This is a genomic window from Streptomyces roseicoloratus (assembly GCF_004117935.1).
GTDB lineage: Bacteria > Actinomycetota > Actinomycetes > Streptomycetales > Streptomycetaceae > Streptomyces > Streptomyces roseicoloratus.
On record NZ_SDOY01000175.1, the window covers coordinates 117,910 to 130,654 of the forward strand.

The 12,745-nt window shown below is 74.1% G+C and carries 7 protein-coding genes; all 7 read right to left on the reverse strand.

Features of this window, described 5'->3' with window-relative positions; genetic code table 11:
* Nucleotides 1-18 precede the first annotated feature (18 nt).
* Nucleotides 19-4,839 (reverse strand): non-ribosomal peptide synthetase, encoded by a 4,821-nt coding sequence (locus tag ESG85_RS32945; RefSeq protein ID WP_128984874.1) that lies wholly within the window; start codon nt 4,837-4,839, stop codon nt 19-21.
* Between the two features lie 219 nt (nt 4,840-5,058).
* Nucleotides 5,059-6,330: a glutamate synthase-related protein gene (locus ESG85_RS32950; protein ID WP_128984840.1), complete on the reverse strand. Its 1,272-nt coding sequence runs from the start codon at nt 6,328-6,330 to the stop codon at nt 5,059-5,061.
* Entirely contained in the window at nt 6,327-7,328 is a 1,002-nt protein-coding gene (locus ESG85_RS32955) for an asparagine synthetase A (protein ID WP_128984841.1), read from the reverse strand. The genes ESG85_RS32950 and ESG85_RS32955 overlap by 4 nt, the downstream gene beginning before the upstream one ends.
* Nucleotides 7,325-8,848, reverse strand: a complete 1,524-nt coding sequence (locus tag ESG85_RS32960) for a methylaspartate mutase (protein WP_246095510.1) — start codon at nt 8,846-8,848, stop codon at nt 7,325-7,327. The genes ESG85_RS32955 and ESG85_RS32960 overlap by 4 nt, the downstream gene beginning before the upstream one ends.
* Entirely contained in the window at nt 8,845-9,354 is a 510-nt protein-coding gene (locus tag ESG85_RS32965) for a cobalamin B12-binding domain-containing protein (RefSeq protein ID WP_128984842.1), read from the reverse strand. Before ESG85_RS32965 ends, ESG85_RS32960 begins: the two co-directional genes overlap by 4 nt.
* A gap of 186 nt (nt 9,355-9,540) precedes the next feature.
* Nucleotides 9,541-10,827 (reverse strand): helix-turn-helix domain-containing protein, encoded by a 1,287-nt coding sequence (locus ESG85_RS32970; RefSeq protein ID WP_128984843.1) that lies wholly within the window; start codon nt 10,825-10,827, stop codon nt 9,541-9,543.
* 188 nt (nt 10,828-11,015) lie between these two features.
* Nucleotides 11,016-12,548: a right-handed parallel beta-helix repeat-containing protein gene (locus ESG85_RS32975; protein ID WP_128984844.1), complete on the reverse strand. Its 1,533-nt coding sequence runs from the start codon at nt 12,546-12,548 to the stop codon at nt 11,016-11,018.
* Nucleotides 12,549-12,745 lie beyond the last annotated feature (197 nt).

Genomic DNA, 12,745 nt, shown 5'->3' on the forward strand with positions numbered 1-12,745 from the left:
GCGGCTGGGCGGGGCGGGTCATCGGGCGGCCATCCGTTCCGCGATGGCGGCGATCGTCCGGCCGCGGAAGACCGCCTGGGGCGGGACGCGGCCGCCGGTCCGCTGCGAGAGCTGCATGGCGACCCGCACGGCGGCCAGCGAGTTGCCGCCGAGCCGGAAGAAGTCGGCGTCGGGGCCGGGGTCCTCGGTGAGCTTGAGGACGGTGCGGACGGCGTCGGCGACGAGGCGCTGGTCCGGGGTCAGCGGGTCGGCCGGAGCGGCGGTCGGCCGCGGGGCCGGGGCGGGCAGGGCGCGGCGGTCGGTCTTGCCGTTCTGGTTGAGCGGCAGCGCGTCGAGGACGTCGAGGGTGGTCGGGACCATGTGCTCGGGCAGCAGGCCGGCCAGGTGGTCGAGCAGCGCGTCCGGGTCGGGGCGCGCCGGTCCCGCTGCGGTCACGTAGGCGGCGAGCCGGCGGTCGCCGGGGGCCGGTTCGTGGACGGTGACGGCGGCTTCGCGCACGGACGGGTGGCGGGTGAGAGCGTCCTCGATCTCGCCGGGTTCCACTCGGAAGCCGCGGATCTTCACCTGGTCGTCGATGCGGCCGGTGATCTCCAGGACGCCTTCGGCGGTCCGGTGGCCGAGGTCGCCGGTGCGGTAGAGCCGCTCGCCGGGCGCGCCGAACGGGGAGGCGACGAAGCGTTCGGCGGTGAGGCCGGGACGGCCGACGTAGCCGAGGGCGAGGCCGGCGCCGGCCGCGTACAGCTCGCCGGTGGTGCCGTCCTGGACGGGCCGCAGCCGCTCGTCGAGGACGTGGATGTCCTTGCCGTGCAGCGGGCGGCCGATCGGGATGGAGGATCCGTCGGCGTCCTCGGGGGTGGCGCGGTGGCAGGTGGTGAGGCCGAGGCTCTCGACGGGGCCGTAGCCGTTGGCGACGACGAGCTCCGGGTACTGGTCGAGCGCCTTGCCGACGTGGGTGACGGAGGCCCGCTCGCCGGCGGTGAAGGCCACCCGCAGGTCGTCGTACGTGTCCGGGAACTCTTCGAGGAGGAAGTTGAACAGGCTGGCGGAGAGTTGGAGTTGGGTGACGCCGTGGCGCCGGGTCAGTTCGGCGACGGCCTGCGGGTCGGGCCGCTGACCGGGCTGGAGCACGCACGCGCCGCCGAAGGCGAGGGCGCCGTACAGCTCCAGGGCGAAGGCGTCCCAGGAGACCGGGGAGCACTGGAGCCACACCTCCTCGGGCCCGAACCTGGCGTAGTCCTGGCCGAGGTAGGTGGTGGTGAGGGCGCGGTGCGGGACGGCGACGCCCTTGGGGCGGCCGGTGGAGCCGGAGGTGAACATCACGCAGGCCAGGTCGGCGCCGGTGACGGGAAGGCCGGGATCGTGGCTCGGCCGGGCGGCGACGGCGGCGGCCTCGGCGTCCAGGTCGAGGTGGCGGGCGACCGGGAACGGCGGGCTCGTGCGGCGGTGGGTGACGAGCAGGGCGGCCGCGCTGTCGGTGACCGCGCCGGCCAGCCGCTCGGCCGGGAAGTCCGGGTCGAGCAGGGTGTAGGCGGCGCCGGTCTTCAGGGCGGCGAGCAGGGCGACGACGAGGTCGGGTCCGCGTTCCACCAGGACGGCGACGGTGTCGCCGCGGCCGATGCCGAGGTCCCGGAGGTGGTGGGCGAGGCGGTTGGCCCGCTCGTTGAGGGTGCCGTAGTCGACGCGGTCCGCGCCGGAGACCAGGGCGAGGGCCCGCGGCCGGCGGGCGGCCCGGTCCTCGAACAGGGTGTGCACGGGTGCCTCGACGGCCGCGGCGAGCGTGCCGAGCCACGCCTCGCACAGTTCGGCCATGGTGCCCGGGTCGAAGAGGTCGGAGTCGTATTCGAAACGGCCGGTGAAGTCGGTGCCGCGGTCGTCGACGGAGATCGACAGGTCGAAGCGGGAGACCGGATTGGAGTGGAGCTCGCGGGTGACCTCGGTGCCGCCGATCGTCAGGGGGCGGGTGTCCAGCGGGTGGAGTTCGAGGAGCACCTGGCAGAGCGGGTTGCGGTCCTCGCTGCGGTCGTCGGGCCGGTCCGCCATGACGGCGCCGGCGATGGCGTCGAAGGGAGCCTCCTGGTGGCGGTAGCCGTCGATGGCCACCTCGCGGACGTGCCGGACCAGGTCGCGGAAGTCCATGTCCTCGTCGAGACGGATGCGCAGCGGCAGCAGGTTGACGAAGTAGCCGATGAGGGCGTCGAGTTCGGCGCGGCCACGGACGCTCACCGGGGAGCCGAGGACGAGGTCGCGGCGTCCGGTGCGCCGGTGGAGGGTGAGCGCGAGTCCGGCGAGGAGCACCATGTACGGCGTCGCGTCCTCGCTGCGGGCCAGGGCGCGGACGGCCTCGGCGACCGGGCGGGGCATGGCGAAGCGGTGGAACGCACCGCGGAAGGCCTGGACCTCGGGACGGGGCCGGTCGGGGGCGAGGACCGGTTCGGTGGGCGCGTCGCGCAGCTGCTCGCGCCAGTGGTCGAGCTGCCGCTCGGCGGTGCCGTCCTGCTGCTGCCAGGCGCTGTAGTCGGCGTACTGGACCGGGAGTTCGGGCAGTTCGGCGGGGCGTCCGGTGGTGAGGGACTCGTACAGGGCGGCCAGCTCGGTCTCGAGGACGGGCAGCGATCCCTCGTCCCAGACGATGTGGTGGCAGAGCAGCAGCAGGGTGGAGGTCTCGCCGGTGCGGTAGAGGTGGGCGCGGACGAGCGGTCCGTTCTCCAGGTCGAAGGGCACGAGCGCGGCCTCGGCGATCAGCGCGTCCACGGCGTCGGCGGTGGTCTCCCGGACGGCGAACGGCACGTCCACGGAGGGGTGGACGACCTGCCGGGGGCCGTCGTCGCCGAGCTCGAACGTGGTGCGCAGCGCGCCGTGGCGGTCGACGACGCCGGCCAGCGCCCGGCGCAGCGGCTCGGGGTCGACGGGTCCGGCGAAGCGGAAGACCCAGGGCACGACGTAGGTCGGCGCGCCGGGGTTCCACTGGTCGAGGAACCACAGTCCGCGCTGGAAGTTCGCCAGCGGCGCCTCGGCGGCGCCGGTCCGGACCAGCTCCGGGCGCTCGCCGGCGTCGGACGCGGCGGTGACGGCGGCGGCGAACTCGGCGAGGGTCGGCGCGTCGAAGATGGTGTACGGGGAGATCATGCCGAACACGTCGAAGACGCGGCCGACCACGCGTACGGCGGTGAGGGAGTCCCCGCCCAGGTGGAAGAAGTTGTCGTCGGCTCCGACCTCGGGCACGCCGAGGACGTCGGCCCACACGGCGGCGATCAGCTGCTCGGCCGGGGTACGGGGCGGCCGGCGGCCCGGGGCGGGTGCGGCGGGCACGGCCCGCGGCTCGGGCAGCGCCGCGCGGTCGACCTTGCCTCCCGCGGTCAGGGGGAAGGCGTCCAGCGGGGTGACGGTCGCGGGGACCATGTGCTCGGGGAGCCGCTCGGCCAGGTGGGCGCGGAGCGCGGCCGGGTCGGGGGCGGGGGTGGTTCCGGCCGGGGTCACGTAGGCGGCGAGCCGGCCCTCGTGCGCCACGACGACGGCGCCGGCGACGTCCGGGTGACCGGCGAGCGTCTGCTCGATCTCGCCGGGCTCGACCCGGAAGCCGCGGATCTTCACCTGGTGGTCGGCGCGGCCGACGAACTCCAGCGGAGCTTCGGCGCCGGAGCGCCGGACCACGTCGCCGGTGCGGTACATCCGGGCGCCGGGCTCCGGCGCGAAGGGGTCGGCGACGAACCGGCCCGCGGTGAGGCCGGATCGGCCGTGGTAGCCGGAGGCGAGCAGCGGCCCGCCGAGGTACAGCTCACCGGTCGTGCCGGGCGCCACCGGCCGCAGCCGCTCGTCGAGGACGTAGGCGCGGCGGTCGCCGAGCGGTCGGCCGATGGGGACGGTCGCGGCCTGCGGGTCCTCCCCCGCGGCCGGGCCCGTCAGTTCGTGGACGGTGGCGGTGACCACGGTCTCGGTCGGCCCGTAGGCGTTGAGCAGCGGGACGCCGGTGGCGGCCCACCAGCCGGCCGCGGCGTCCGGGTAGAGCCGGTCGCTGCCGGAGATCATCAGCCGGAGGCTGCGCGGCGCCCTGCGGCCCTGCTCGCGCAGTGCGGCCACCACTTCCTGGAAGTAACCCGCGGCCAGGTTGGCGACGGTCACGCCCTCGGCCTCGACGAGGTCGAGGAGGGCGGCGGGCGCGAGGAGCTGCTCCTGGGGCACGACGATGCGGGCGCCGGCCCACAGGGCGGTGAGGACCTGTTCGACGGCCACGTCGACGGTCGGTCGGGCGAAGTGCAGCACCACGTCGTCCTCGGTGATCCCGAAGCGCTCGACGGCGGCGGCCAGGTGGCCGTTCAGCGCGGTGAGCGGCACGTGGACGCCCTTGGGGCGGCCGGTGGTGCCGGAGGTGTAGACGAGGTATCCGGCGGTCGCGGCGAGTGCGTCGGCCCGGCCGGTGTCGTCGGTGTCCGCGGTCGTGTCCGCGGTGTCGTCGTGCCCCTCGGCGCCGTCCGTCGGCCGAGAGCCGTCGGACCGGTCGGGCGGCCCTGTGGGTGCGGCGAGTTCGACGAGCCGGCCGTCGGTGTAGGCGAGGGTGGCGCCGGCGTCCTCGCGGATCCAGCGGTTGCGCTCCTCGGGCGCCTCCCGGTCCAGGGGGAGGCAGACGGCGCCGGCCCGGAGGGCGGCGAGCAGGCCGACCACGTGGTCGAGCCGGTCCCTTCCGGTGACGGCGACGGTCCGCCCGGGCGCGATCCGGGCGGCGACGGCACCGCTCAGCTCGTCGAGGTCCCCGTAGGTGACGGTCCAGGAACCGATCCGCAGGGCCGGCCGGTCCGGAAACCGTCGAGCGACGGATATGAAGGGAAAACCGCGAGATTCCATCATCCAACCCCGATGAATCGACGAAGCTACGGGCAGTGGTCGGTAGCGGATTCGACGATAGGGCGGGGTTCGGGGACCGATCGGCAGAATGCTCGGAAGTCCATCGGCAGTTTCAACTGCCGCTCGACCAGGCGTGTTGACGCAGAACAAGGCAGCCCGCCCGGGTGCGCGTGGGCGCCCGGGCGGGCTGCGGACGGGAAATCCAGGAAGGCTCTTCGATTATTCTCCGGCGGGAATTACCGGGAATTCCGGGGACCAGACGTCGTCCCGGTCCAGTGCGCTCGGCGCGTACTTTCCGAGCGCACTGATCAGCATCCGGAGTTCGAGTGCGAGGCATTCCGTGAACCGTACGAGGCCGGCCTCCGGGTCCTCGGCGGTGGCGAGGAGCGCCGCCCGGCCGAGTCCGACCGCGCGGGCACCGAGCGCCAGGCTCTTCACCGCCCGGCCGCCCTCCCAGATGCGTCCGGAGACCAGCAGGCAGGGCGGCGGCCCGGCGGCGGTGATCCGACGCAGGCACTCCGCCAGCGGCAGACCCACCTGGGCGGGGAAGGCCCCCGGCGCCCAGCCGGTGCCGCCTTCGGCTCCGTCCACCGTGACGGCGTCCGCCCCCGCCTCGGCGGCGACCCGGGCGGCCTCGGCGACGTCCCGGCCGGGGTGCAGCTTCACCCACACCCGGGCCCGCGGGAAGTTGTTGCGCATCAGCCGGACCTGCTGGCGCAGGATCTCCGCCGTGAACGTGCCGGGCGTGCTGGAGCGCAGCACCCGGCCGTCGCCGAAGACGTCGTCGATGCCGTAGCGGTCGCCGAGACGGCCGGCCGTCTCGGCGTCCAGGACCGTCATGCCGCCGAGACCCGGCTTGGCGCCCTGCCCGGTCTTCAGCTCGAAGGCCAGCCGCCCGGATTCGAGCAGCGGCAGCGCGGCGGGGTCGCTGTAGACCAGGTTCCAGACCTCGGCGTCCGCGTCCTCCGTGGACTGCTGGACGACGACGCCGCCCCGCCCGTCCGGGAGTTCCTCCGTGTACGCGCGGAGGCGGCCGAGGAGCGCCCGGTCGGCGGCCTCGCCGAGCCGTCCGTAGCCGTTCACCGGTACGACGTTCTCGCCGATCACCATGGGCAGGCCGAGTGATCCCGCCTGGCGGCTGAGGGCGAGGCCGAGGTCGCCGCCGGCGGCCCGGGTGGAGCCGAGCGCGGACACGTACACCGGCAGGGCCGAGGTGAACCCGCCCACGGGTGTGGCGAGTTCGACGTCGCGGTAGTCGGGCTCGCGGCCGAGGTCGATCAGCCGGGCAAGCCGCTGCGGCATGAAGACGGGCGGGGTGATCCGTAACGTGTCGAGCGGGTCGCGCTCGCCGTCCCGGTACGGATCGGCCCGGTCCGCGCCGAACAGGACGCGGCCGTACTCGCCGGGCGGTGGAAAGGCGGCCGCCGCTCCGGCCCGGGCGCGCTGCCGGACCTCCTCCTCCGGGAAGCCGGGTGCCGAGAGGTCGCTCACGGAGACACCACCCCGGCCAGCTTGGGGAAGGCGCTCGCCTGCCAGACCGCGTCCAGCCCGGCGACGTACCGGGTCAGCCGCTCGACGCCGATCCCGAAGCCCGCGCTGCCGGGCACGCCTTCGCGGACGAGATCCAGGTACCAGCGGTACTTCTGCGGGTTCTCGCCGGTCTCCCGCATGCGGGTGACGATCTCCGCGTAGTCGTTGGTGCGCTGGCTGCCGCTGCACAGCTCCCCGTAGCCCTCGGCCGCGATCAGGTCGAAGTTCCTCAGCAGGCCGGGCTGTTCGGGGTGCTCGCGGTCGTAGAAGCCACGCGATCCCTTCGGGTAGTCGGTGACGAAGAACGGCCGGTCCCGCTGCGCGGACAGCAAGGCCTCGCCCGCCCAGTCGAGTTCGGCGTCCGGGCTCTGCGGGTGTCCGAGCCCCCGCAGTTCGGCCACCGCATCGGCGTGCCGCATCCGGCCGAAGGATCCCTTGAGCAGCTCGGTGAAGGCGCCGACGTCCCGGCCGAGTTCGGCGAAGTCCTTGGGCAGCTCGCGGACCACGCTGTCGACCATGTGCACCACCAGCTCCTCGACCAGCCGGACCGCGTCGTCCCGGCTCGCCCCCGCCACCTCCACGTCCAGCTGGTGGAACTCGGCCAGATGGCGGCTGGTGCCGGCGGTCTCCAGCGGCTCCAGACGGACGTTCGGGGCGACGCAGAAGATCTTGTCGAAGGCGAGCAGCGAGGCCTGCTTGTACAGGATGGCGCTCGTCATCAGCTTGTAGCGGTGGCCGTAGAAGTCGACGTCGACCTGCTTGGAGCCGCGCGAGCCGGGATCGGTGACCGGGCCGATCACCGGCGGGAGCAGCTCGGTGAAGCCCTGCTCGCGGAGGAACTCGCGGGCGGCGGCGAGGAGTCGGTGCTGGATCCGGAGCGCGCTGCGGGTCGCCGGGGCGGTGAGGTGGCGGCCCGGGTCCGGGAGCGGTGCGGGGGCGGTGGGCCCGTCGGTGGTCATGGTGTGGTGAGTCCCAACTCTCGTCGTGGCGTGGACGTCGTGCGGGGCAGCGGTACGGGCGGGGTGTGCGCGGAGGACGGCAGGTCCGGGGGCGTCGGCGGCCGGGCGGAGGCGCGGGTGTCGTAGGCGCGCCGGACGTGGGAGAGCGCGGAGAGCAGTCCCGTCGAGCCGAGGATCGGCGGACGCGGGCCGCCGTCCGCCAGGCCGGCGATCGGCATCGATCCGACGCTCGACCAGTGCAGCCGTCCGTCGGGCCCGAGCGAGCTGCGGGCCCGGCCGGCGTTGTCGGGGTGCAGGCAGTAGGGGACGTCGAGGTGGCCGGCCGCGAAGGCCCGGACCAGCGCCCGGCCGACGTCGGCGTCGAGCGCGAGCACGGCGCCGATGAGCGCACGGGCCTCGGCCTCGATGCCGGTGTCCTCGGCGCCCGTTCGGTCGGGGCCGGGCGGGGTGCGCGGGTCGCCGGCGGTGCGCGGGTCCCCGGGGGTGCGCGGGTCGCCGGCGGTGCGCGGGTCCCCGGGGGTGCGCGGGTCGCCAAGGGCGTGCGCGTCCCCGGGGGTGCGCCGCTGCCGGGCGCGTTCGTCGGCGGCGGCCGCGGCGGCGGTTTCCAGGGCCCGTACGTTCTCGGCCACGGTCGGGATCCGGTGCGCCTCTGCGGTGGTCTTGACGATCAGCCGGGCCGCTCCCGCCCGTACCGCGAGCCGGGCCGCGTCCTCGAGGAGCAGCCGGGCACCGCCGGGCGTGCGGGGGAAGACGCCCATGTAGGCGTAGAGGACGACGTGGTGGTCGACGTCCGGCAGCAGTTCGGCGGCCAGTCGCCCGAGCACGGTGAGCGCTTCCTCGTCCTGGCGCGGATCGGCCTGCTGGGCGTAGCTGAGCGAGATGCCGCGCAGCCCGTGCTGCCGGAAGAACAGCGCCTCCAGGACGCTCACCGCGATCAGCAGGCTCGGCGGGCAGAGCTGCCCCATCAGGCAGCCGCCGAAGGTCTCCAGGTGCGGCCGCGCCCCGGACTCCGCCGCGGAGGCGAGGAGTTCGCAGCTGCGCCGCCAGTGGTCGACCGCCTCGCGCAGCGGCGTGCGGCTGTAGGGCAGGCAGTACGAGACCGGGCCGCCCTCGGTGGCGTCGAGACCGGCCGCGAGGAGGGCGCGGACGATGTGCTCGGGCTTCGCCGAGCCGTGCCTGACCTGCACCGGGAAGCGGGCGCCGGCGACGCCGCGCAGCACGGCACGGGTGGTGTCCGTGGAGTGGGTGGCGATCGGGTAGCCGTTGAGACCGACGCCGTCGGCGAGGGCGCGGCGGGCGGCGGCGAGGTCGCCGGTGCGGGTGTAGCTGTCGAGGGTGAGGGTGCCGACGGTGACGGCGTCCGCGTGCCGCGTGGCGATCAGCCCGTCGCGCATCCGCAGCGGATCGGCCATGCCCATCCTGGGCTGGACGACCAGCTCACCGGCCGCCCGGGCGCGGGCGACGAAGTCACCGAAGCCGGGGCGCGCGCCGGCGTCGGGGGCGGAGCCGGGGCCGGTCACCGGAGCGCTCCGGATCCGGTGGGCAGGGAACGCGGGCTTGCGGGCAGCGCGGCGAGGAAGGAGCGGAAGTCCACGACCGAACCGCCCTCCTCGAAGACGCCGTCGAAGCCCGCCGCCAGCAGCTCCCGCTGCCGGGCCGGGTCGCCGGGGCCGGAGATCCCGAGCTTCCCGCCGATGACGGTCGCCGTGCCGGCCAGCTCGGGACAGGCGCGGAGTGCGCCGATCAGCCGCAGTCCGTCGTGGAAGCCGTGCCCGTTGACGCTGCTCAGCACGATCAGGTCGGGCTCGATCCGGCGGCACTCGGCGACCAGCAACTCGTCCGGTACGCAGGCGCCCAGGTTGGTGACCCGGTGCCCCAGTTCCTCGAGCAGCAGCTGGAGGAAGACCAGGTTCCAGGTGTGCGAGTCCGAGGACATGGTCGTCACGACGACGTCCAGGACGGCCGGCTCGGGCGTCGGAACGGCCGGTCGGGCCTTTCCGTGCTGCTCCACGGCATGCTGCTCCACGGCGCAAACCTCTGTGTCGGTAGGTGGTGGGAGTCCAGGGAGTGGCGGGGCCTCCTGGTGCGGGGCCCTCGGGCCGTCCCTCCCGTGGACGGAAACGCTAGGGAGGCCGCGGGCGCCGGACCGGCAGCTCGCCCGGCAGGATGCGGGCAGTATCGGCACCCGGTCGGGCCCGGTCGCGGCGGTGCGTCAGCTCGCCGTCGCCAGCTGCAGGTGCGCGTGCGCGCCGGTGCCCGCGCAGAACCGACGGAAGAGGTTCAGGACGGTGAAGCGGACGCCGTCGCGGGCCGGGACGCTGCGTATCAGTCCGTTCGCGAGCAGTTCGTGCATCGCGGCGAGGCATTCGTGCGGCGGCCGGCCGCTCAGCTCGACGGCGTCCTCGCCCGACCAGTCCCCCGGTTCGGCGGCGAGGCGCTCCAGCAGGTCGCGCTGGCCCCGTGTCAGCCGGTCGAGCGCGGCTCCGAGTGCCGCGCCGACGTCCGCCCTGCCGCCGTACCCGGCGGGCGGGGGCGCGAGGTGGAAGGGGCCGTCCGCGAGGCGGGCGACGAGCTGGCGCGGCGAGAGCACCGTCGACCAGCCGGCCATGAGTTCCAAGGCGCCGGGAAGTCCGTCGAGTTGGCGGCAGAGAGCGGCGACGGCCGGGGCCTCGTCGGGCTCCAGGCGGTAGCCGGGGCGCAGCCGGCGCAGGTGGGCGAGGAGCAGTCGGACGGCGCCCACCTCGGCGAGGGCCACGGGGTCGTGGTCGAGCTCCGGCCCGGGGGTCGGCAGCGGGGCGAGCGGGATGACCTGGCCGCCGGGCAGCGGTTGCGCGACCCGGGCGGTGATGAGGACCCGGAGGCCGGGGCAGCGCAGGAACAGTTCGTCGAGGAGGACCGCGTCGACCCCGGTGTCGGCGCCGTCCAGGACGAGCAGGGTGGGCCGCTCCCCCATCACTCCGGGGTGGTCCGCGAGGGCGCGGGCGAGATCCGTACGGCGGACGAGTCCGGCGACGGGGAGCCGGTCGCAGTCGATCCAGCGCACGGACCACCGGGACGCGAGGTGGAGGCGTCTCGCGACCTCCAGGACCAGCCGGGTCTTGCCGACCCCGCCCAGGCCGGCCACGGTCACGAGCCGGTCGCCGTGGACGGCGAGGGCGTCGGCGAGCACCTCGACCTCCAGCTCCCGGCCGACGATCGCGCCGCGGGCGACCGGGGGTGCGGTCGGCTCGTCGCGCGGCTCCTCCGCGGGCGTGTGGCGTCGCGCCGCCACCTCGAAGGCGGACCTGTGGGGGCCTTCGAGGCGCAGCGCGTCGGCGAGGAGGCGGACCGTCTCCTGCCGGGGGCGCTGCACCCGTCCGCTCTCCATGTCCCGGATCGCCCGGACGCTCAGGGTCGCGAGATCGGCGAGCACCTGCTGGGTCAGGCCGATTCGCTCGCGCCAGATCCTGAGCAGCTCTCCGAAGCCCGCCGTCGACTGCGGCGACCGCACACCGTCCATGCCTCGTCCACCTTCCGTGGGTTGGCCAACAACCGGGGACGGGGGCCGGGGTGCCGGTACGGCCCGCCGGAGGCGGCGGCGACCGGTGGTGACCGTCGGGCCGCTTTCCCCCTGACGCCGATGGAACACGTCAGGGCTCTACGGCCGATCAACACCCGATCACCGCACGTTCACGAATCCTCCACGCACTAGAGCCCCGGGCCGTCGTACGCGCCTCGGTGCGGCTTCGCCGTCGGGGACACCGGGTTCGCCCAGTAGTCGCGGCCGCCGTTGCCGCTGATCACGGAGCCGTTGTCCAGGGCCGGGGAGGTGGCGCGCAGCTTGTAGCCGTCGACCGAGTGGATGGTGTCGCCGCCGGTGCCGGGGTTCACGAACCGCGGGTCGCCGGCGATGCCGTTGGCCGTCGGGCGGGGTACGCCCTGGAAGACGTTCCAGAGCCACCGGATTCCGGCTCCGGTGGGCAGCCTGGAGTCGGTGGTGCCCACCCAGATGTTGTTCTCGACGACGCTCTCGTCGGGAAGCGTGATGTCGAGTCTCCGGTCGGTGCAGTAGAAGACGTTGTTGTACAGGTGAAGGGCCGACCGGCCGGCGCTGACGCTGCTCATCCGGCAGTCGTTCTCGGAGATGTTGTAGCGGATGATCTGCTTGGCCCCGCCGATGGTTCCGCAGCCGTCGCAGTCGAGGAAGAAGCCGCCGATGTTGTCGCGGCTGAAGTTGTACTGGATCGTGCAGGTGCCGGTGTTGCCCCAGTCGCAGTCGAAGGCCTGGCTGTCGGCCGTCGACATCCGCGTGATGCCGTACACGGCGTTCTTCTGGATGACCGGATCACGGTCGCCGAGCACCCAGATGCCGGCGAAGTTGCCGCCGGAGAACGGGTACACGCCGTTTCCGACGCCGGAGGCGTTGTTGTACTGGATCATCGGCGCGTCGGCGTAGCTGGCGATGATGCCGTCCCCGCCGACGTCCTTGACGACGTTGTGCTCGATGAGCACTCCGCTGCCCTTGACCGCCATGGCGCCGACACGGATCTTGAGGCCGCCGCCGCCCGTGTTGCTGATCGTGTTGTGATGGACGTGGACGTCGTGGAGCGTCGAGCCGGTGCCGGTCGCGCCGGTGACGATGCCGGCGGACTGTACGAAGTCCTCGGTGGTGGGGCTGTTCTTGTTCGTCTGTCCGGCCACCCGGTCGACGACGAGGTACCCGATGTCGAACCCGCGGTGCGCGGTGCCGTCGGTGGCGGAGATCCGCAGTCCGGTGCGGCGGGCGAGGGAGGCGGCCGGGTTGGTCAGCTTGAGGTTGGCGATCCGCCAGTGGTCCTGGTTGGTCAGGGAGACGGCGTCGGGGGCGCCGTTGCCGTCGATGACGGGCAGCGCGCCGGTCCCGTACGAGGTGAGCGTGATGGGCGCTCCGGCGGTTCCGCTGCCGCGCGGGGCGAGCGCGCCGGTGCAGGTGGTGCCGGTCGCGAAGGCGAGCGTGTCGCCCGGGGCGTACGTCCTGCCGTTGGCCTGGCCGATGCTGTTGAACGGCGCCGCCTGGCTGCCGTCGCCGGCGGCCGGGCGGGAGCAGTCCACGTAGGTGGTGTTCCCCGCTGCCGGGGCGGGGACGTCGGCACGGGCAGCGGTGCCGGTGGTGGCGAGAGCGACGGCGGCGGTGAGCGAGAGGGCTACGGCGAGGGGCCCGCGGCCCGTCGTCCGGCGGCCTGCGGGGGGACCGATGGTCATGACGCAACACCCTTCTGGCGGTCTGGTGTCGCCAGAAGCTAGGGGTGGCCGATGATCGAGTCAATGCACCTTTGTCGAATGATCGAATTTCGATCAGACATTGCGCGATCGGCTCTGCCGTGGGCTGTCACCCGGCACGGTCGCTTCGGGACGGCTTTTCGCTCCAACGGCCCAGCGGGGACGTTTCCGGATGGCGC